Here is a 20,693-nt window from a genome sequence, read left to right on the forward strand (position 1 = left end):
ATAATTGAGGGAATGCCTTCAATTATATCAAGAAAAATATTATTACGTAACGCAGGTACGGAACGTACGGAACGCAGGGACGGTTCTTACGTTTCATTATCTCCTGTTTTAAAACCTCTCTAATAGCTTACTGTACTTTACAGGAAAAATATCAGTTTCACTATTTTCTCTTACTACTAGTGATTTAGAAAAACCTCATAGTTCTTTTGTCTATGCCTTAAAGGCAAAGTCTGCTTTATACAGACTTTGTAATTTCTAATTTATTATAAAATATTAGCAATGCGAAACAAAAGAACCGTCCCTGCGTTTCCCTGCGTTTCTTTACTCGGCTGTTTTATTTACAAAATCAACTTTATATTGCCATTCACCGTATTTTTTCTCGTTGTCAGTAATCGTTCCTTCTGTGAGGGTAATACGTAGAACGATTGAGTCTGGACTTTCCTCATTGCCGTGATCATCGAACCAAGCGAAGTATTTTTTCATCTTCCCTCTGATCTCCGCATTCTTCTCCTCCTTAACCCAGCCAAGATTCTCAGCTGTACCCTGAGCTGCAAACAAGTCTAATCCACAGATGGAAACCTCATTGTTCTTCTCAATTTCCATAGTTTTGTTTTTCCACGACGATGAAGAAACAAAAAATACGCCATCTTCATAATATCCGTTAACCATGCGTACTGCAGGGCGAGGATTGTTGTCGGCGTTGGGCGATAATGATATTGTTGCAAGGGCAATAAGATTATCTTTACCGTTCCCACAAAATTCCTCCATAAGTTTGATTGCATAATGATACTTATTCATTTTCAACTTCCTCCATTCAAATATATTCTATTATAATTCAGACACTTTTGTAAATATGAGGTAATTATTTATTTTCTTAACTTGTACAGCACTTCTTTATCAAGCCATGTTTCAATATCCTTGCTGATACTTAATATTGAATCATCCAAAGGTAGGCGTATACCCTCACAACCCTTCTGACAAGGTTCATTACTAAGCTTTCTATCACAGCCATATCCCTTTGCAATTTTTTCCTGTAAAGATAACTGAAATTTTTCAATAACATCGACATATTTATCTGTTTTTTTGGCTCTTACAACTAAACAATAACCATATCTTGTAGATAAAGCAAACCCCCATGTTCTACGCTGATACATATCTCGTGAGGATAAGTCTCGCTTGCTATTCTTTATATATGAATAAGCAAAATGAATTTCAAATGTTGATATAATAGTCGAGCAAGTCATTCCCATACCTATATGATGTCGATGTAAATCTAATGCAAGTTTTTGAACTTTTTCAGGTAGCGGATGTAAAAAATCTTTTAAGACATCAATTACGTCTGTATCTTCTACTTTCATTAACCTGTAATCGCACCGTAAAAGATTATCACGATTATTGTCATTCATATACCTTTTAACTCGCAGTTCTATATCCGCAATTGACATGGCTTTTAACCCCTTTAGTAGGAGAGGGGCATTGGGATATGATACTTCTAAAAATTTTAACTCAGAAATATTAATCCTCTTTGCTTCTAAATCAATGCCAGTAAAAACAAAGCCACAGAGAGCTAGAAAACGCAAACATTCAGTTAGCTTAGAAGCAGGATTCTTAGGCTTCTTTTTATTTCCTTTTTCATCTATTGTGGCTGTAAATGAAGGTAGTTTAGTTATTAATAACCTATCGCCGCTTTCAGACAGCTTACTATGGTAACCTATATCAGATAATAGGTCAGTAATACAATATAAAAACGGATAGTCAGTAGCACTCTTGGGATTCTTTTTTAGTTTAAAGTATAAATGTCCGTCAGAGATTAGGCGGTCGCAAAATAAATGTAAAAAATCTCTGTAGGCAATAACACCCCTTCGTACATCTTTTTGACTTGCAATGTTTTTAAACACTGGTTTCAACTCGTAAGTCTCAGGTATATTGGCTGGTATTAAGTTTTTTATGTATTTAGCGATTTCACTGATGGATTGCTGCGTTACTGGACCGTCGTGATGTGTACTCATTTTTTCACTCCTTTGGTTTTTATCATTATACTGTTTCTAATGGGACAACAGTATGTCATATTTGATAATAAAAAGCAAGTACTTTCTGTAGTGATATGTGATAAGGCAATTGCCTAATTATATATCTTTTCTTGTAAGAACGGGGGGACGGCAGACAATTTATTCACTAAAATATTTAGAAATATTTCATAATCAAATTATTTTATATTGACATTACTGTTTGTCGCACAGTATAATGTTATTAAAGGAGGTGTTTATTATATTAGAGATGAACTCAATTATTCAAAATATACAGCAAGAGATGAGGCGTGGAACCTTAGTTCTTGCAGTTCTTACTCAGATGGATGAGCCTCAGTACGGTTACTCCCTTATACAAGCCCTCAGCAGACAGGGAATTGATGTTGAGCAAAATACCCTTTACCCTCTTATGCGTAGAATAGAAAAACAAGGACTTTTGGAATCAGTTTGGCAAATTGAAGGCAATCGTCCTAGAAGATATTATAAAATAAGTGAACTAGGTATTAAGGTAAGGGCAGAACTAATAAAGGAATGGAATAATCTTAGATCAAGCATGACAAATTTAATTGGAGGTGTGTAAAAATGATTTCAAATTACCTTTACACAATTGGTAAGTACTTGGCTCCCTCTCAAAGGGATGAGGTGCAAAAAGAAATAAAAGCAAATTTATATGATTATCTTGAAGAAAACTTTGGAGAAAAGGAATATACAGAAAATGAAATTGAAGAAGCAATTAGATCATTAGGGCATCCGCAAAAGGTTGCTGAGGCTTATATGAACAATACTAGATCACTTATTGGCAACGCATATATTGATACCTACTGGCTTGTGGTAAAATTAGTAGTGATTGGTACTGCCATTGGTTTAACAGTATCAAATATTGTTTCTTTTACAGGTGGCGAAGATGCAATAGACTTTTTTATAAAGTTATTTGCTTCATTATGGCAATCTAGTTTTTCATTAATTGGAATGGTTACAGTGATTTTTGCTGCCATTAATTATTATAATCCACAAGAATCAATCATCGAGGATGAGAACTGGTCCCTTAGCCTCCTTGAAACTGCTCCAGAGCCTAATGATAAAGTAAGTATAACCGAACTTGTTGTCGAATCATTTTTTATTTGCATAGTTCTGGTTGTGTTAAATAATCTTTTTGTTAATATTGAAAACTTAGGAATTAACATCATCCCTATAGCAAACATGACATATTTTAAAGCCTACATACCTTGGATAAATTTATTGCTTGGAGGATGGCTTTTAACAAATATATATCTTTTAATAAAAAGACAATGGCAAAAGCAAATAAGAGTTCTACGTATACTCCTTGATATAACAGGAATTGTTTTGGCTTTGAGAATAGCATTTGATTCTAACGTATTTAATCTTTCATCAGTTACAGATAGATTAGGTGTAGAAGCTAGCTCAAATCAATGGCCTTTGCTTACCAGTTATATAGTACTTGCAGTCTTTATCGCCGTATCTAGCTTTGAACTATATCAGCATCTCAAAGCTCTATTTATGAAGAGAAAAGTATAATCTAAAATAATGCTACCTTTCCTACAAGGGTAGCATTATTTATTCCAAACAAAAGTATGCCTTTTAGTTTAAGTCTTAAAGGCCGAAGCTTATTTATCCTGATTTGTAATCTCTAGTATTGTTATAAGGTATTCATTAAAACGAAACAAAAGAACCGTCCCTGCGTTTCGACTGTTATTTGAGAAGTCTATTTGTAACACCATTTGTCATTATATCTTGAATTAGTCTAATCAAGTCCTCTGCTGGTAGCTTTTTATCATTTCTAAACCAATAGCTCATGATTCCAATCATTGCTGAAAGAATATATTCTAGAATGAAATCAAATTCTATAGGATCTAAATCATTATATTGAATGAGTTCTTGTTTAAGAATAGGCTTTATTGAAGTTTTAAGCTTACTTGCAAAACCAGGATCACCATTATCCCCAAGTAAAACTGAATAGTATTTACTATTCTTCTCATATAGTTTCATTAACATATCAAGGGGCATACCCATTGTTTGATTCTGTATAGTAAATTGGGGTAATTCATCCAAAGAAGGTATCAATGATGCTTCTAATTGCTCAAGAACATCATAAATATCAGTAAAATACTCGTAAAAGGTACCTCTATTATAACCTGCTTTTTGAGTGATTTCTTTTACAGTTATATTTTCAATTCTTTTCTCACAGTACAAGAGCCAAAATGAATCTATTAGGTTTTGTCTAGTCTGAGCTGTTATCTCAGGTCTTTTTTTCATTTTTTTATCTCCTTAAGTCCGACAATCATTACCATATTGTCGATTGATGATTGGTGCAAACACAAGTATACTTTCATTATACAACAAGTTGTTTGATTATAAAAGAGGAGGACAAAATTATGATTACAATTCTATGCTCAGGTTCTAGGGGAGATTATCAGCCATATATAGCCCTTGCACAACAGCTTAAAAAACTTGGAAAGGATGTACGTATAGCTGGAATGAGGGATTATGAGGGTTTTGTTCGAAACTATGAAATAGATTTTTACCCTATTCAGGCTGATTTTAAATCTCTTAATGTTGATGAGAAAATGCTTATGGAGGCTCAAACAGCAGATAATCCTTTAAAAATGCTTTTAACCTTTAATAAAATGAAAAAATACGGAGCTAGCATAGCTAATGAATTCTATGCTGCCTGTGTTGGAAGCGAATTAATTATTTATCACCCAGGTCTTACTCTGGGCTACTTTGCCGCAGAAAAATTAGGTATACCTTCTGTTTTAGCTTCCCCATTCCCTATGCATAAAACAAAGGAGCAGACCTCCATTATTCAATATGGTAGAATTAAATCTACACCTTTTAAAAATTTAATTAGCTACCATATGCTACAAGGGATGCTTTGGCTCACCTCAAAGGATTCAGTAAAGAGATTTTGGAAAAATGAATTTGGATATCTTCCAAAGAATTTTAGATGTCCCTATGAACGCCATACAGATAAAAAGCATCCAGCTGTAATTTCCTGTAGTAATTTTGTTTTTAAAAAACCAAAAGACTGGAATGATAACATTCATCAATATGGTTACTGGTTCGTAGAAGAACAAACCAATTATACCCCACCCAAAGAATTATTAGATTTTCTAAGTAATGGTGATAAGCCTATTTATATAGGGTTTGGTAGTGTTTTTCATGAAAAACAACAAAAGACTTTATACAAATTAATAATAGATGCCCTTTCTAAGAGTGGTAGACGTGGTATCATCTGTGGAATGGGAAAACTTAATAATCTACCTGATAATATATTTGCTATTGATAGAATACCTCATACATGGCTATTTGATAAAGTTGCTGCAGTTTGTCATCACGGTGGAGCGGGAACAACTGCCGCTGGGTTTAGAGCAGGTGTTCCCAGCATTATTATCCCTTTTGCCAATGACCAACATGCATGGGCTCACAGATCTTATGATTTAGGTGTGGGTGCAAGGCCTATTCCTATAAAAACACTTACCTCTGACAATCTTGCATCAGCAATAAACTTTGCTCTACAGGATAAAATTGTTAGTAATGCAAAGGCCTTAGCAAGAAATATAGCTACAGAAAATGGTGCTAGGGACTGTGCAGAAGTAATTTTAGATAGTCTTAGGAGGTAGTCTATGAAAAAGCTAGAAAACTGGCAGAAGTCTTTTTTCACTATTTATATAGGGCAGGCATTTTCACTCCTTAGTTCTAGTGCTGTTCAATTCTCAATTATCTGGTGGATTACAGTTCAAACAGGCTCTGCTCTTTTTTTGACAATGGCAAGTGTTGTTGGTTTATTACCACAGGCAGTTATAGGTCCTTTTGCTGGAATTTGGATAGACCGATATAATCGAAAAGCTATTATGATTATAGCCGATATTATAGTTGCTACTTCTAGTCTAGTACTGGGTATAGCTTTCTTTTGGGGTATACCAAGTATTACATTTGTTTATGTGGTGCTTTTTACAAGATCCTTAGGCGAAACATTTCATAGACCAGCAATGCAAGCAGCAATACCTCAGCTTGTTCCAAAAAGCGAACTTACGAAAGCAGGTGGACTAGGTCAAATGGTGCAGTCAGCCTGTTCTATGATAGGTCCAATGCTTGGTGCACTTTTAATGAGCATTACAACATTACAATATGTAATGCTAATAGATATTATCGGAGCCACTTTAGCAGTAATAACTCTATCCTTAGTAAAGATTTCAAAACACAGAGTTATTTTAGGTAGCAAGTTTAACGTTATCCATGATATGAAAGAAGGAATAAAAGCTATAAAATCAAATGAAGCATTATTGAGAATCTCTATCCCTATGCTTATTTCAACAATTATACTTGTTCCACTAGGAACACTTTTACCTTTGATGGTTAAAAATTACTTTAACGGTACCGCTTTACACAACGGAATTGTTCAAACTTTATTTGCAAGTGGAATGTTAATATCAGCAATGGTAATAGGTGTAACAGGAGGTATTAAAAAGCAATTTCTAATGATTTCTCTTGGCATATTATCTCTAGGGATGTGTTCACTGATAGGTGGATTGCTACCAGCAAGTGCATTTTGGATTTTCTGTATTGTTGTTTTCATTATGGGTACAACCGGTATGATCTCAAATATACCTTATACAGCCTACATTCAAAAAACAATACCACAGGAAAATTTGGGCAAAGTCATATCCCTAGTGACAAGTGTTATGAGTTTTGCAGCTCCTATTGGTATGTTTATTGCGGGACCTGTAATTGAAATAATTGGAATCAGTAAATGGATGATTTACGCGGGAATACTAATGCTTTTTGTTGGAGTATTATCTTATTTATTGACAAGTGAATTCGATTCAACAATACAAATAGAAGATACTATATATGAATAAAGTTAATAAATTGCTTATATTTTTTGCATAATATTTTTAAGTCCCCTTGCTAAAACACAAGGGGACAGTCCCCCCTTTGCTTCGTTCTCCTTAAATACATAAGTAACTATTAGATGTTAAACTTACTTATTTCTTCTTGCATTTCCTCTGCTAATTCAGCTAATACTTCACTAGCAGATGAAATTTCTTCCATAGACCGGGTTTGTTCTAGTACAGACGCAGATGCTTCTTCAGTACCCGCAGCATTTTCTTCTGAAATTGCTGAAAGGTTTTCAAGGATTCCTATTATTTCATTTTTCTTATTTTCCATTAAGTGACCAGATGAGTTGAGGGCTTCTAAAACATCTATAGTAGTTTTTATGGCTTTTGCAATGCCATCAAACTTTTCATTAGTGATCTTTACACCATGAGTTTGATCATTAACTACTCTAGTAACATCTTTCATTTTACTAACAGCTAACGTGGTTCTTTCCGTAAGTTCCTGTATAATTATATCGATTTCATTTGTAAAAGCGTTGGATTCTTCTGCTAGCTTTCTGATTTCTTCAGCTACATCTGCAAATCCTCTTCCTACTTCTCCAGCTCTTGCTGCTTCTATTGAAGCGTTTAATGCAAGCAGGTTAGTTTGCTCAGCGATGCTTTTAATATTCATACTCTTTGTCTCTATTGCACTAGCACTGCCGCTGGTTTTTTCAATAACATCCATAATTTCATTAATGGCAATGTTTGTAACTTGAGTCTTTTCTACTAAGTCCCCCAAAACATCAAGACCTTCTTCTTTAAGAATATCAATTTTTCTTGTTGAATCATTGAGTGCTTCACGATGAAGCTTATCGGTATTTACAAGTTCTCCCATAGCACTTGCGTTTTCTGCACCTTTTTCAGTATCCTCCGCTTGACTAATTGCACCTTTAGCAATTTGATCAATAGCTTTTGCCACCTCCTCAGCTGACTGAACTGAGGTATTTGTAGTAGCAGTAAGTTCTTCTGAACTAGATGCTAAATGTTGTGCTTTATCCAGAATACTTTGAATTAAGTCTTTAAAATTCCTTTCTAGCTTATGAATGGAGCGTGTCATAGCACCGATTTCATCTTTTCTTTTTCCATATTTCAATGCCTTATCAGTAATGTCAGTTTTTAGATTATAATCTGCAATTTTTTCTAGTGTGTTTGTCATGTAGGTAACTGGTGTTAAAATACTGTTTAAAATAATACCAATAAGAATTACGGCAAGGATTATGCCTACAACACCTATAGTAGAAAGCTTTATGAGTTCAGATGTAAAATCAAGCATTTCCTTTTTGGGTATGTTTACATAGATTTTCCAATCAGAGGGGTTTCCAATTTCATATGCTAGGTCTATACTTTCATAATCAACAAAATCATTTGATTCAAAGTTACCATCATAAACCAAGTGGAACTTACCTGAATCATAAATTGTCAAATTCCCAATATATTCATTTATATAATCAATTGTCATATCAATGGCTACTGCGCCTTCAGTTTTTCCATTGACTATAATCGGATAGGCTATGGTAATCATTTCTACATCTTCACCATCGATTTCCCAAACAATTGGTTCGTATACAAATATTTTACCACTGTTATATGCGTTATAATAGAAAGCACCATCAACCTCATTTTCCAACCAACAAGCTTCTTTTAAACCAGTATATTGAATTTGATCACCTTCTCGATAAAAATAAGGATTATAAGCACCTGAAGTAGTATATATATTTTCTGGTTCTACATACTTTGAATCTTCAAGACGCATCCAAATACCATAAATTCTTTCATGCTCTATTAAAGTCTCTTTTAAAAGGGCATTAAAGGTATCAATATCAAAGGTATCATTTATTATTGCCATTCGTGTGACTCGCTCTAAATCTTCAGTAATTTTGATACTTTCATTCAAGAAATCATTAACAGTACTGGCAGCAACTTTTAGTTCACTGTTTACATATCTCTCATTGTTTTGAATTTCATTAGACCTTGCATCGAAAATTGAAATAATGGTAATTATTCCAATAGTGATGGCAACTAGAACGCCCACTAATGTCATTGCCTTATGTTTTAACTTCATACGACACTTCCTTTCTATTGTGATAAATTAACTAAGAGGAGCATTACTTGAATTATACCTAGTTTTAAAAGCTAAATCCTACATACTGAAGTAAAGATAGTGTTAACTATATAAGCAACAAGCAGTTTTGAGGATAATCTCTATAATAAGATACTTTCAAACTATAGGTAGCTGATTATAGAGCTTCCATGTAATTTCAGTCATGTGTAAATCAATGAATATATTAAAAGAACACAAGGGTCTTTCCCCTTGTGTTCTCTATTCCAAACTTGTTAAGTTAAAAATGAATAAATGTTAAAACGAAACAAAAGAACCGTCCCTACGTTTCACTTTAGTATTGTTAATAGCTTATCAAAGTATATTGGTAGGGATGATTGAAACTCCATATATTCTCCTGATGTTGGGTGATTAAATCCAAGCACCTTTGCATGTAATACCTGTCCCTTTAAATTAAATTTTTTTGTTTTTCCTCCATAGGTGTCATCTCCTAACAGTGGATGCTTTATGAAGGAAAGATGTACTCTTATTTGGTGGGTTCTACCGGTTTGAAGCTGTGCTTCTATGTAGGTAAAATCTTTAAATCTTTCAAGTACCTTAACATGAGTTATTGCCTCTTTGCCACCATTTACAACAGCCATTTTCAACCTATCATTTGGGTTTCTTCCTATAGGTGCCTCTATTGTTGCCTTATTTTCCTTAATGTTACCTAAGGTAATAGCATGATACTTCCTTGTTATTGTATGTTCCTTTAGTTGCTGTGCTAATGAACGGTGTACAAAGTCATTTTTTGCTACCACCAGTAGCCCAGATGTATCCTTATCTATTCTGTGAACGATGCCAGGCCGTATTATACCATTAATTGATGATAATCTGCCCTTACAATGATATAATAAGGCATTTACTAAGGTGTTTTGGTAATTCCCTGGAGCAGGATGAACTACCATATCCTGTGGCTTATTAACTACTAGTAAATCTTCATCTTCAAACACGATCTCTAGGGGAATATTTTGTGGCTCAACTGATAATGTCTTAGGTTCTGGTATTTTCAACTCTATTAAATCACCAGTTTTAACTGGATATTTGCTTTTTTCTAACGAACCATTTACTGTAACCATTTGATCTTTTATTAGCCTTTGAATATAGCTTCTACTAAGGTCTGGAATCTCATCTGATAATAGAATATCTAATCTTGTTCCTTCATCTTCCTCTAATACAGAAATTCTTTCTATATCCAACTTTTACAGCTCCTTTGGTGTAATAGAATCATAGCGTAGAATTACATAAGAAACTAACATAGCTCCTACCACTACTGACATATCTGCAATGTTAAATACTGGCCAAACTCTAAAATCAAAAAAATCTATAACAAAGCCAAATCTTATTCTATCTATTAGGTTTCCAGCAGCTCCCGATATAATAAATAAAATACCTACCTTTAGTGCTTTATGTATTTTTCTGTTTTTATATAAAAATAAGCTAAAACCTATAATTGCAATGGACTTAGTTATAATAAAAAAAAGCTTTTGATTAGGAAATATCCCAAAGGCAGCACCAAAGTTTCTCACAAAGGTTAAGTGAAATATGTTCTGTATAATTGGTATTTCACCTATATATTGTAGGGTGTTTATAGCCCAATATTTTGTAGCTTGATCTACAGCTATTACTAATAGAATTAATAAATAAATCATTTAATAGTTAACCCCCTTCTTTTTTTCTTTACTGATTATATCATTATTAAAGTAAAAAAGATACTGAAAGTACCTTTTTTAATTCTTCTGCTATTAGGTATGTCTTTTCCTATGGCTTAAGCTTCTTTCTAGGTCATTATCGGGTAATTGCTCTTCATACTGTTCATTTGTAACCTTTTCAACCTCTTGAAGGGCTCCTGGCGTATCATCATCAAAAACCATATAATTATCCATAGTAGAAAAGGATGGATCATTTTTAACCTCATTGAACTTTGCCACTGCCTGATAGGTATCCTCTCCATCAAATCCAGTGTAATCCCTACCATCCATATTCCTTCTACTAAAAGAATGCTTTAGTAATTTTTCTTCTACTGGTCGTCCTCTATCCCCCTGCATTGATTCAATTGGTAGCTTATTCTTTCCACAGTCCATACATATATTTGCCTCTGGTAATATTTCCAGCCTTTCTTCTGGAATAGCTTTACCACATATATTACAATCACCATAGGTACCTTCTTCAATCTTATTTAAGGCTCTATCTATTTCTGTTAAATGATATCTCTCATGGTTTTCTAAGTTCCCTTGCATTTCTGCCATAAACATTTCTGTGCCTAAGTCAGCAGGATGATTATCATAGGCTGAAAGCTCTTCTGTATATTCCTTCATGGAAGCATTTTTCCCATTATGGTCCTCCATTTGCTGAAGTGTTTTTAATGTGTCGGCCCGTTCTTCTAGTAGTCTTTTCTTAAAATGGCTTAGTTTTTCTTTATTCAAAATTTACTCCTCCTCATCTATAATTATCTATAATATCCAATAAATCAGCTATTAGCTTTCCTATTAAGGGTAGGTTTACCCATCCTCTCATCATATAAATTAAGAGACCAACTAATATTGTAAAACCTATCCCCATACCGAAGCCTCTAATTAGTCCCAAAATGAAGTTCATAAGCAATAATCTACCTGGTTGGTTCATAAGCATTACATATTCTGCAATCCTCATATTATCCATTTTTCTTGATAGCTTTTCAATAGCAATGCTATTTTTTTTATCTTTTTTGTTTTGCTGCATAATAATCCTCCACTCTAAATCTATTTTTCCCAGTTTCTTTATTTCTAAATACATATAGACATAATCATTTTTTGGATACAAAAAAAGACTTAGCATTAGCTAAATCCCAGACTGATGAAAAAGCCCTATTTTCTTTGTTACTTCAAAATCCTAGCACTTTTACGTATTATTGTATACGCTGCAATCGCTAGGATTTTTTGCGCCTCGAAACTAAGACTTTTTGATCAGTCTACCATTTTCAAGGCTTTGCCTACAATCTCAGACCTAGCATTAGCTAAATCCTCTTATTATTTTTAATTAATTAGTTTTTAAATATTATTATATAGTTAGTTTTCGCTTAAAAAGTCATTTAGCCCAATAGCCTTCTCCATTAGGTTTTTAAATTCAGTAAAATCTAAGGATTGTTTACCATCTGATAGTGCTTCTTTTGGTCTTGGATGTATTTCCACCATCACTCCGTGGGCACCAGCAGCAATTGAAGCCAATGACATTGGTGTAACAAGCTTCCTTACACCTGTTCCATGACTTGGATCAACTATAATTGGTAGAGAAGTAAGCTCTTTTACTATTGGTACTATTGACAAATCTAAGGTATTTCTTGTGAAGGAGTCAAAGGTTCTAATGCCTCTTTCACATAAAATAATATCTTCATTACCTTCAGCAGCAACATACTCTGCTGCATTAAGCCAATCTTCAAGGGATGCAGCCATTCCCCTTTTTAGTAAAATAGGTTTTTTTACTTTACCAACTTCCCTTAATAAGCTAAAGTTTTGCATATTTCTTGAGCCTACCTGAATAATATCAACATATTTACATACCATTTCTACTTCCCTTGTATCCATAACCTCCGATACAATAGGTAAATCATAAGCTTCTCCAGCCTCCTTTAAAAGCTTAAGTCCTTCTTCACCAAGACCTTGGAAGGAATAGGGAGAAGTTCTAGGCTTAAAGGCACCACCTCTTAATATATTACCTCCATATGCTTTAACAGCCTCGGCTGATTCCATAATTTGTTTTTGGTTTTCAACAGCACATGGCCCAGCTAAAATCACTAGCTTATTTCCACCAATTACTACATTTTTTACTTTAATTTTTTTTACATCATTACTGTGTTTTTTGTTTATTATCTTTAGTTCCATTATTACTCCTCTTAACTAATCTGTTTTAGCATATTCTTAACAATTTCCTTTGAATTATTTGCAGCTTCATTAACAAATTCATTAAAGTTTTCATGGGCAGAACCATCAGCCTTATCAGACATTGCTCTAATAATTACAAAAGGTATATTATTAACGTAGGCTGTATGCCCAATAGCAGCACCCTCCATCTCTGTGCAATATCCCTTAAAACTATTCCACAGCTTATCCTTTAATTGAGGACTACTAACAAATACATCGCCAGAAACTATTCTTCCTTTAATTACCTTGCTGTTATTTAATACCTTTTCTGATGCATAATAGGCTTTGTTTAGTAGTTCTTCTGAGGCTGAGAATATTGAAGTTTCCATTCTTGGTATTACACCTAATGGGTGTCCAAAGCCAGTAACGTCAAAGTCATGCTGTAGAACATCCGTTGAGATAACCACATCTAAAATATTTAGGTCTTGATGAATTGCACCAGCTACTCCAGTATTAATAACAGCTGTAACTTTAAATTCACTAATTAGTATTTGAGTACATATTGCAGCATTAACCTTTCCTATACCACATCTTACTAATACTATAGCTTGATTTTCTAAACAGCCAATATAAAACTCCATATTAGCAATGTTTTTTATCTCATGAATTGTCATTTCTTCTTTTAGTATTTGAATTTCTTCCTCCATAGGACCAATAATACCAATTACTTTCATATTTTTCCTCCTCTACAGCACCATTTTTCAATTATTTAATGTGTGCTTAGCAGTTAAAGCTATGTGACAAGATTATTTATTTACTTGTTATTATCTAAGAACATTTCATCCTTTAGTACTGTATCTAATTGTGCTTGAAGTAGGGTTTTATACCTAGTCTTAAATATATGCATCTGCTTTTTAACCTCATTATAATGTCCTCTAATAACCTCTGTCTCCTTATTGGCATTTGCTATAATTTCTTTTGCTCTATTTTCTGCTTCTTGAATAATAAGCTCTGATTTCTTTAGGGCATTTGCCCTTACCTCTTCAGCTGTGTTTTGGGCAACTACAAGAGTGTTTTTTAAGGTTTCTTCAATATTCTTATACTGATCTATTTGCTGACTTATCTTCTCTAAATTCTCCTTTAGTTCACTATTTTCTTTATATAGCTTCTCATAGTCTATCATTAGCTGATCCAAAAACTCATCTACTTCATTTTCTTTGTAGCCTCTTATACCTTTTTTAAACTCTTTGTTTTGAATGTCTAAAGGGGTTATCATCGCTATACCTCCTTATTATAATGGTTTTTTAAATTGAAGCTTAATTCTGTTGGATCTAGTCTTGCCAAGAATTTCAGTAATGTATACTCTTCCTTTTCCTTTTATGGATAGCACAGCATTACAATTAAGTTCATAATCACACTTTTTTATGGGCTCCCAATTTACCCTTACTAGTTCTTTATTTATTAGTTCCTGAGCTACTGACCTTGTAACATTATAAGCTGCAGAAACTACTGCATCTAGCCTTAAAGATGAAACATTTGCTCCATACTCCTTATAGTCTAACTCAGGCGCTATTATTTTATTGCTGGGTATTTCATTAATTGTAACATTGCTAGTACCAACCTGACACAAGTTATACAGTAGATAATCCTTTAAATCTTCTGAAACAATAATTTGAGCCACCTGCTTTTGATTTTCGTTATGTATAAGTATATCACCTAGTTTTTCCCGTTTAATACCTAAGCCCAACAGGGCACCTAGATAGTCTCGATGGGTTAATTTATTAAATTGCACATTTGCAGTAATCTCTAAAAAAGCAATAGGTACTGTAATTGTGTCCTCCATTAAATAATCAGGAAAGATTGTAATCATCTTTCTTTCGGCACTAGCATAGCCACCGCTATGTATTATATTAATATCTTGGATGGATTTTAATATTTTTGCAATAGCTTCTCCATAATAGGGAGTCAAAAAATCCGTAGCTCTAACCTGATGTTTTCTTAGCACAATATTTGCTTGATCTAATATCTTTATTGCCAATTGCTGCAATTCTATGTCATTAATATGATTTGTATGCTTTAGCTTGTCTATCAAATATCACACAACCTTATAATAACCTTAATATTACAAAATCAAAAAGGAAATTTAATAGAAATATTGCTAGTATTGGCGAAAAATCTATCATTCCATTATAACCAAAAACATTATATATTAAATGTCTAATTGGTGATAGTATAGGTTCTGTTACACTTAAAATAAACTGTACTATAGGATTCCTAGGGCTTGGATTAATCCAAGTCATTAGAACCCTTACTAAAATCAATAGGTTTATAATTCTTATTAAGTAATATAGAGCATTAATAATATCTATCCGTGTAAACAAGCTATCACTCCTCTGTAATTATTTCTGCCACGGGAAAACACCTTTGTTTTTCAATTCATCCTTAATATTTCCAGCAATATCAACATTGTTTGGTGCAAGTATAAAAATTCCATGTGAAACCTTCTGTATATTACCATCTAAGGCATAAATAGCTCCATTTAAAAAATCAAAAAACTTTTTTGCCAGCTCTGATTCAATGTTCTCTAAGTTAATAATTACTGGCTTTCTACTTTTTAAATTATCAACTATACTTGGTGCCTCATCAAAGCTGGTGGGCTCGTAAATTACTACCTTCATTTGTGTTTTTGAATGGATATTTACCACTTTATTTTTCTTATTAGCATTTATTGCATGAAGCTCTTCCTGTTCAATTTCTACCTCTCCATTAAGCTCATCATCCTCTTCAAAAGCATCTAATCCAATAAAATACTTAACCTTATCCATTAATTTACCTGACATAACTAGAAACCTCCTCTAAATTAATATTATGAGAAAATAGCACTACCAACACGAACTATATTAGCACCTTCCTCCAACGCAACCTCATAATCATTTGACATTCCCATTGATAAATATTTCATACTTACATTATTAAAGGCTAATTGCTTTATATCCTCAGACAGCTGCCTTAAGGCCCTAAAATATTTTCTAACTTCCTCTGGATTTTCTACATAGGGTGCCATAGTCATTAGTCCTTCTACCTTAACAAAGCTAAGGGTATCTAACTTTTCCAGCAGTGGCTTAACCTCTGATGGATTAAGTCCATATTTTGATTCTTCACCTGATATATTTACTTCGACTAAACAGCTTATTTCCCTTTTTATTTTTGAAGCCCTCTTTTCAATTTCTAAAGCTAATTCATATGAATCTAAGGAGTGAATTAAATCAACCTTATCAACTATATATTTAACCTTATTTCTTTGAAGGTGACCAATTAAATGCCATTTCACCTTGTTACCTATTAATTCATATTTTTTAACTAATTCTTGTACACGATTTTCTCCAACATCAGTAACTCCTAAGTCAATAGCCTCTTTTATTTTATCAACAGAAACTGTTTTTGTAACTGCAACTAAAGTTACATTTCTAGAAAAGTTAGAGGCAGATGATTCTATAGCTTTATTGATTTTTTCAATATTTAAACCAATACTCAAGATGATAACCTCCTCTACTTTATTCTTTGCCCATTTATACCCTTACTGCCATTTAAAAGTATTTCATCATACATGTTTATGGTATTTATTCTTATAGTTTTGCTTTCTTCGTTTACTTCCTCAAAGTAACCATTATGAACAACTGTAAACTCTTGATTTTGTCCTATGGCTTTAATTGGTACAAATCTTAAAAATCCATTAACATCAATCCTATAAACACCCCTTTTACCATCATTTTCTATAATCGCTGAGTTAGGTATAATTACTCCTTCATAATACTTACTAACTAAGTCTATGTCCATAACTCTATTATTCAAGTAGCCCTCTATAGCTTCTGATAAATTAAATATTGCAATACCTGAATCATCCTCTTCAATAATCTTTCTCAAAACTGCTTTATATAATCTCTCTTCTCCAGATTTTCTTATTCTATAGGCTTGTCCTTCTTTTAAGGTTTGTAATTGCTTCTTATCTATTGGAAAAAATATGCTCCATTGATGGTTTGTAACTATTCTTATAACTGGGGTACCCATAGTTATCTCTTTAGAATTAGTATTTTCTTCAAAATCCTTAAAAATATCAAGATCTGACGTTGTAATGCTTTCTATGGAGCTAAGGGTTATAATATCCTCTAGTCCGTCACTTTCAAATGCCACTAAGCCTGCAGCACAGCTGTTGATAATCTGAAGATTAGTCTTAATTTTTTCCTCTAAAAGCCTTCTCTCTTCTAAAAGCTGATTAAGATTTTTTCCAGAAAAGCTTTCTTCTCCAGTTATAATGCTTTTCTTTTCCGCCAGCTCTGCTAAATTACTTTCATATTTAGAAACATTACTATATTCACCATCATTTATTTCTTTTTGTAGCTGTTTAACAATTTTAGAAATCTCATTATCAATATTTTCTATATCTTTATTAAAAATTGACCCTTCCCCTTGCTTATTTTTAATGTTTTCTATCCTTAAGTTAATTATATCCAATTCTTCAATAGTTTTTTCATCTAAACCCTGCAGATAAACTTCTGCCAGTTTTTGACCCATAGCAACCTTTTCACCTTCTGTAACAAAGTATCTTATTTCTCCTTCACCTAAGCTTGTATGTATTTTTTCTTCACGGGCAATATAGCCTTTAACAGATACAGCCTCTTCTATTTTACCATATTCTACTATAACTGTCTGCTGACTTGAGGAACCAATTATAGGATAAAATCTTGATAGGAAATAGAGAAAAATTACTGCTGCTATTATTAATTTTAATAAATATCTATTGGTTTTTCTCTTCTTTTTTAGCATGCTTTCACCTGCCTAGTTTGTTCATAATTATAATTCTTCATTTGTAAAAAAAATCCTTCATCAATTATTTTTTATCTTAGCTTTGTTACTAATACTCCCACTTCTTAGGGGTTGTGCACTTAAAACTACGTAAACAAAGCCCCACAAAGGGGGCATCTTCCCCAAAATGGGGCTTATAAAAATCTATTAAAAAACTTACCATACCTACTAATTATCTTTAATTTCTTTATTGAATGTACCTTTAAATTTCTAATACCTTCAGAGCTAGTAATAATAGATATGCAGTTTTCTTTTTTAATAACACCTAATACTGTTCCTTTAATTGATGCTGAATTTTCCAGCAAAACCTTAACCTCGTCTCCTGCCATAATCTCAATGGTTCCTAGCATAAAGTGTTTTACATCTATTCGTTCAAGATCTTTAGGATCTAAATTCTTATAGTCTAAATATATTATTTGATTACTCAGATAGTATTTTTCTTTTATTACGGTAAAGGTATATCCAAGGGAAAACAAAGCAAACAAGGTATAGGCTATAAATAGAAAACTATCAATTATCACAAAATCACATCCTTACTAACGATGTTTTATTTTGATTAACTGAGCACAGGCTTATTATATCATATTTTTCATTTGAAAAGTAGCTACTGTACTTTAATATAATTCTACTAAAAGAGTTACTAGACCAAACAGACATCCTGTAAACAATGAAAATACCACTACAGATTTTAAAACATCTAGTAAATAGTAAAAATCTAATGCTTGTGACAGCAAAGCCAGCTCTTTATTATGCTTTTTAAATGCTTTCATGGATATCTCCCTTTTGAGGTATTATAGATATATAGTATTATATTATAAATGTACAAGGTTTATTCTTGCCTTGTCAAAGTAGTGGACATATGCAATAAAAAAACCACCTAATGTGCAATTAGGTAGTTAATATTCTAAAATTATATTTGGTCGGAGCGACAGGACTTGAACCTGCGGCCTCATGACCCCCAGTCATGCGTTCTACCAAGCTGAACTACGCCCCGAATCAATAATACTATTAAAATCTGTTATTAATGCTACAAATAACATTGTATGAGTAAACTGCATATTTGTCAAGATTTTTTATTAAAATTGGGGTATAAAATTATACCCCAATAGCTTCTATGATATAGTATACACAAGTTTAATTATAATATGATAGCAATTAACCCACCACTACCATCATTAATAATTTTTTGTAATGTCTTCTGTAATTTTATCCTTGTGTCTTCTGGCATCATATATAATTTGTTTTGAAGCTGCTCCTTTACTAAATCGTGAAGGGTTTTGCCAAACATATTTGTGTCCCATAGTGTTTCGGGATTTTGCTCAAACTCTTCTAGAAGGAATTTAACCAGTTCTTCACTTTGCTTTTCTGTACCTACTATTGGTGAAACCTCTGTCGCAATATCTGCCCTAATAAAATGAAGAGACGGTGCATTAGCCCTAAGCTTCACTCCAAATTGATTTCCCTGTCTAAAAATTTCTGGCTCTTCAAGAGTTAGCTCATCTAATGCAGGTGGAACTAAGCCGTAGCCAATATTCATTACATCCTGTAGGGCCTTCTCAACCTTATTGTATTCCCGTTTAGCTCTAGCAAGTTCTATAACTAAGCCTATTAACTGATGATCACCTTCTATTGTATAGCCAGTTTTCTCCTCTAATACTTTATAGAAAAGATGTTCTGAGGTTGTTAAATCAATTAAAGCGTAGCCTTCACCCATTCTTATATTATCAATGGCAACCTTTTTGATATTCTCTATATCCTTAAGTCTTAAAACCATGTTGTCTACATCTCTTAATCTTTTCATTTCCTTTGCAGCCTCTTTAATCTCATTGTATATTGATGCCTTTAACCAGTGGGTAGATTCTATAGTTTCTAACCACCCTGGAAGATTAATGCTTACTTCAGTTATTGGAAACTCAAAAAGTATTTGCTCTAGTATTTGATGAATTCCATCCATATCTAGCTTAGCACAGTCCTTAATTAATACAGGAACTTGATATTTTTCCTCTAGGCTGTTTCTTAGTTCATAGGTTGCTTCAGCTGTTGGTGTTTTAGTATTAAGTATCATTACAAAGGGCTTTTTAATTTCTTTTAACTCCCTTATAACCCTCTCTTCTGCTTCAATATAGCTATCCCTGTCAATGTCAGTAATTGACCCATCAGTTGTAACTACCAATCCAATTGTTGAGTGTTCCTGTATAACCTTTCTGGTACCTATTTCAGCCGCCTCTTCAAAGGGTATTTGCTTTTCAAACCAAGGAGTATTAACCAATCTGGGCCTTCCATCCTCTTGATGTCCAATTGCCCCTTTTACTAAATATCCTACGCAATCTATCATCCTCATTCTAAAGGATGCGTTTTCCTTTAGTATTAGTTCAACAGCCTCATTAGGAACAAACTTAGGTTCAGTTGTAGTTATTGTCTTTCCTGTTCCACTTTGGGGTAATTCATCCTTAGCACGTTCTTTTTTATAATTATTTTCTATATTGGGTAGAACAAATAAATCCATCACCCGCTTAATAAGCGTTGACTTTCCAGTTCTAACAGGCCCTACTACCCCTATATAAATATCTCCCTGTGTCCTTTGGGCTATATCCCTATAAATGTCATAGTTTTCCATTTTATTTCCCTCCTTTTAGCTTTGAATATGTAATAAATAATACATGTCTAACATTATAAATATATTGATTATAGGTATACATTATGACAAATCACTCCCCCTAAAACTGCTTAATACTTTATATTTTTATTTATCAGAAATTATTCCTATAACTTTGTCTTTATCTTTTAAATGCAAAAATCTCAATCATTAGATTGAGATTTAATGTTTAAATTTTTATTTGTGTTATTGATTTATTCTTGATTCTTTAGTGGTTTTTTTCTTTTATCTTTATGGGTTTTGCTTTTTTGATTTTCCTTATTACTTATTCCATATTACTTATTACTTGCTTTTATGGTTCAACATTCA

23 protein-coding genes and 1 tRNA gene are annotated in these 20,693 nt (G+C 33.0%); 4 read left to right on the plus strand and 20 right to left on the minus strand.

Annotated features, from left to right (window positions below; genetic code table 11):
- Positions 1-321 precede the first annotated feature (321 nt).
- Positions 322-798, minus strand: a complete 477-nt coding sequence (locus F8154_RS07390; protein ID WP_151860976.1) for a pyridoxamine 5'-phosphate oxidase family protein — start codon at positions 796-798, stop codon at positions 322-324.
- A gap of 68 nt (positions 799-866) precedes the next feature.
- A complete protein-coding gene (locus F8154_RS07395) occupies positions 867-2,009 on the minus strand; it encodes a hypothetical protein (protein ID WP_151860977.1) in 1,143 nt (380 codons plus the stop codon).
- A gap of 268 nt (positions 2,010-2,277) precedes the next feature.
- Here F8154_RS07395 and F8154_RS07400 point away from each other — a divergent pair, with 268 nt between their 5' ends.
- Both F8154_RS07400 and F8154_RS07405 read left to right on the plus strand, forming a co-directional pair.
- Entirely contained in the window at positions 2,278-2,607 is a 330-nt protein-coding gene (locus F8154_RS07400) for a PadR family transcriptional regulator (protein ID WP_151860978.1), read from the plus strand.
- Between the two features lie 2 nt (positions 2,608-2,609).
- On the plus strand, positions 2,610-3,563 hold the full coding sequence (locus tag F8154_RS07405; protein WP_151860979.1) for an HAAS signaling domain-containing protein: 954 nt from the start codon (positions 2,610-2,612) through the stop codon (positions 3,561-3,563).
- A gap of 174 nt (positions 3,564-3,737) precedes the next feature.
- On the opposite strand, the gene F8154_RS07410 is transcribed toward F8154_RS07405, so the two are convergent.
- Positions 3,738-4,301, minus strand: coding sequence for a TetR/AcrR family transcriptional regulator (locus F8154_RS07410; RefSeq protein WP_151860980.1), 564 nt, complete (start codon positions 4,299-4,301; stop codon positions 3,738-3,740).
- Between the two features lie 119 nt (positions 4,302-4,420).
- On the opposite strand from F8154_RS07410, the gene F8154_RS07415 reads away from it, so the two are divergent.
- Positions 4,421-5,668 (plus strand): glycosyltransferase, encoded by a 1,248-nt coding sequence (locus F8154_RS07415; protein ID WP_151860981.1) that lies wholly within the window; start codon positions 4,421-4,423, stop codon positions 5,666-5,668.
- Between the two features lie 3 nt (positions 5,669-5,671).
- Positions 5,672-6,907, plus strand: a complete 1,236-nt coding sequence (locus F8154_RS07420; protein ID WP_151860982.1) for an MFS transporter — start codon at positions 5,672-5,674, stop codon at positions 6,905-6,907.
- 109 nt (positions 6,908-7,016) lie between these two features.
- On the opposite strand, the gene F8154_RS07425 is transcribed toward F8154_RS07420, so the two are convergent.
- The 17 genes from F8154_RS07425 to spoIVA all read right to left on the minus strand — a co-directional run bounded on the left by F8154_RS07425 (position 7,017) and on the right by spoIVA (position 20,345).
- Positions 7,017-8,990 carry a methyl-accepting chemotaxis protein gene (locus F8154_RS07425; protein ID WP_151860983.1) on the minus strand — a complete coding sequence of 658 codons (1,974 nt, stop codon included), beginning with the start codon at positions 8,988-8,990 and terminating at the stop codon, positions 7,017-7,019.
- A 326-nt stretch (positions 8,991-9,316) separates the two neighbouring features.
- Positions 9,317-10,225: an RluA family pseudouridine synthase gene (locus F8154_RS07430; RefSeq protein WP_151860984.1), complete on the minus strand. Its 909-nt coding sequence runs from the start codon at positions 10,223-10,225 to the stop codon at positions 9,317-9,319.
- A 3-nt stretch (positions 10,226-10,228) separates the two neighbouring features.
- Positions 10,229-10,678, minus strand: coding sequence for a signal peptidase II (gene lspA / locus F8154_RS07435; protein ID WP_151860985.1), 450 nt, complete (start codon positions 10,676-10,678; stop codon positions 10,229-10,231).
- 93 nt (positions 10,679-10,771) lie between these two features.
- Positions 10,772-11,452, minus strand: a complete 681-nt coding sequence (locus F8154_RS07440) for a TraR/DksA C4-type zinc finger protein (RefSeq protein ID WP_151860986.1) — start codon at positions 11,450-11,452, stop codon at positions 10,772-10,774.
- A gap of 13 nt (positions 11,453-11,465) precedes the next feature.
- Positions 11,466-11,747, minus strand: coding sequence for a DUF5665 domain-containing protein (locus F8154_RS07445; protein WP_151860987.1), 282 nt, complete (start codon positions 11,745-11,747; stop codon positions 11,466-11,468).
- Positions 11,748-12,073: 326 nt separating this feature from the next.
- A complete protein-coding gene (gene aroF / locus F8154_RS07450; protein ID WP_151860988.1) occupies positions 12,074-12,886 on the minus strand; it encodes a 3-deoxy-7-phosphoheptulonate synthase in 813 nt (270 codons plus the stop codon).
- Between the two features lie 11 nt (positions 12,887-12,897).
- The gene (locus tag F8154_RS07455; RefSeq protein ID WP_151860989.1) at positions 12,898-13,599 is read right to left on the minus strand and encodes a 5'-methylthioadenosine/adenosylhomocysteine nucleosidase; all 702 of its coding nucleotides are present in this window, start codon (positions 13,597-13,599) and stop codon (positions 12,898-12,900) included.
- Between the two features lie 80 nt (positions 13,600-13,679).
- The gene (locus tag F8154_RS07460) at positions 13,680-14,141 is read right to left on the minus strand and encodes a DivIVA domain-containing protein (RefSeq protein WP_151860990.1); all 462 of its coding nucleotides are present in this window, start codon (positions 14,139-14,141) and stop codon (positions 13,680-13,682) included.
- Positions 14,142-14,156: 15 nt separating this feature from the next.
- A complete protein-coding gene (locus tag F8154_RS07465; RefSeq protein ID WP_151860991.1) occupies positions 14,157-14,957 on the minus strand; it encodes a YlmH family RNA-binding protein in 801 nt (266 codons plus the stop codon).
- A gap of 13 nt (positions 14,958-14,970) precedes the next feature.
- Positions 14,971-15,246, minus strand: a complete 276-nt coding sequence (locus tag F8154_RS07470) for a YggT family protein (protein ID WP_151860992.1) — start codon at positions 15,244-15,246, stop codon at positions 14,971-14,973.
- 18 nt (positions 15,247-15,264) lie between these two features.
- The gene (locus F8154_RS07475; RefSeq protein ID WP_151860993.1) at positions 15,265-15,705 is read right to left on the minus strand and encodes a cell division protein SepF; all 441 of its coding nucleotides are present in this window, start codon (positions 15,703-15,705) and stop codon (positions 15,265-15,267) included.
- 26 nt (positions 15,706-15,731) lie between these two features.
- Positions 15,732-16,403 carry a YggS family pyridoxal phosphate-dependent enzyme gene (locus tag F8154_RS07480; RefSeq protein ID WP_207706857.1) on the minus strand — a complete coding sequence of 224 codons (672 nt, stop codon included), beginning with the start codon at positions 16,401-16,403 and terminating at the stop codon, positions 15,732-15,734.
- 11 nt (positions 16,404-16,414) lie between these two features.
- Entirely contained in the window at positions 16,415-17,689 is a 1,275-nt protein-coding gene (locus tag F8154_RS07485) for an HlyD family efflux transporter periplasmic adaptor subunit (RefSeq protein WP_151860995.1), read from the minus strand.
- A 173-nt stretch (positions 17,690-17,862) separates the two neighbouring features.
- A complete protein-coding gene (locus F8154_RS07490; RefSeq protein WP_151860996.1) occupies positions 17,863-18,249 on the minus strand; it encodes a hypothetical protein in 387 nt (128 codons plus the stop codon).
- Positions 18,250-18,342: 93 nt separating this feature from the next.
- Positions 18,343-18,498 carry a hypothetical protein gene (locus F8154_RS15060; protein WP_192930196.1) on the minus strand — a complete coding sequence of 52 codons (156 nt, stop codon included), beginning with the start codon at positions 18,496-18,498 and terminating at the stop codon, positions 18,343-18,345.
- 147 nt (positions 18,499-18,645) lie between these two features.
- Positions 18,646-18,722 (minus strand) — tRNA-Pro (locus F8154_RS07495).
- A 144-nt stretch (positions 18,723-18,866) separates the two neighbouring features.
- On the minus strand, positions 18,867-20,345 hold the full coding sequence (gene spoIVA / locus F8154_RS07500) for a stage IV sporulation protein A (RefSeq protein WP_151860997.1): 1,479 nt from the start codon (positions 20,343-20,345) through the stop codon (positions 18,867-18,869).
- Positions 20,346-20,693: the final 348 nt, after the last annotated feature.

Origin of the sequence: Alkaliphilus pronyensis, from assembly GCF_009017275.1 — a bacterium.
Lineage (GTDB): Bacteria > Bacillota > Clostridia > Peptostreptococcales > Natronincolaceae > Alkaliphilus_C > Alkaliphilus_C pronyensis.

Coding starts and splice junctions, on each gene's coding strand:
- spoIVA (WP_151860997.1), bottom strand. CDS start 20,345: ATGGAAAACTATGACATTTATAGGGATATAGCCCAAAGGACACAGGGA.
- F8154_RS07415 (WP_151860981.1), top strand. CDS start 4,421: ATGATTACAATTCTATGCTCAGGTTCTAGGGGAGATTATCAGCCATAT.
- F8154_RS07420 (WP_151860982.1), top strand. CDS start 5,672: ATGAAAAAGCTAGAAAACTGGCAGAAGTCTTTTTTCACTATTTATATA.
- F8154_RS07475 (WP_151860993.1), bottom strand. CDS start 15,705: ATGTCAGGTAAATTAATGGATAAGGTTAAGTATTTTATTGGATTAGAT.
- F8154_RS07395 (WP_151860977.1), bottom strand. CDS start 2,009: ATGAGTACACATCACGACGGTCCAGTAACGCAGCAATCCATCAGTGAA.
- F8154_RS07460 (WP_151860990.1), bottom strand. CDS start 14,141: ATGATAACCCCTTTAGACATTCAAAACAAAGAGTTTAAAAAAGGTATA.
- F8154_RS07455 (WP_151860989.1), bottom strand. CDS start 13,599: ATGAAAGTAATTGGTATTATTGGTCCTATGGAGGAAGAAATTCAAATA.
- F8154_RS07485 (WP_151860995.1), bottom strand. CDS start 17,689: ATGCTAAAAAAGAAGAGAAAAACCAATAGATATTTATTAAAATTAATA.
- F8154_RS07425 (WP_151860983.1), bottom strand. CDS start 8,990: ATGAAGTTAAAACATAAGGCAATGACATTAGTGGGCGTTCTAGTTGCC.
- aroF (WP_151860988.1), bottom strand. CDS start 12,886: ATGGAACTAAAGATAATAAACAAAAAACACAGTAATGATGTAAAAAAA.
- F8154_RS07405 (WP_151860979.1), top strand. CDS start 2,610: ATGATTTCAAATTACCTTTACACAATTGGTAAGTACTTGGCTCCCTCT.
- F8154_RS15060 (WP_192930196.1), bottom strand. CDS start 18,498: ATGAAAGCATTTAAAAAGCATAATAAAGAGCTGGCTTTGCTGTCACAA.
- F8154_RS07400 (WP_151860978.1), top strand. CDS start 2,278: ATGAACTCAATTATTCAAAATATACAGCAAGAGATGAGGCGTGGAACC.
- F8154_RS07390 (WP_151860976.1), bottom strand. CDS start 798: ATGAATAAGTATCATTATGCAATCAAACTTATGGAGGAATTTTGTGGG.
- F8154_RS07445 (WP_151860987.1), bottom strand. CDS start 11,747: ATGCAGCAAAACAAAAAAGATAAAAAAAATAGCATTGCTATTGAAAAG.
- F8154_RS07410 (WP_151860980.1), bottom strand. CDS start 4,301: ATGAAAAAAAGACCTGAGATAACAGCTCAGACTAGACAAAACCTAATA.
- lspA (WP_151860985.1), bottom strand. CDS start 10,678: ATGATTTATTTATTAATTCTATTAGTAATAGCTGTAGATCAAGCTACA.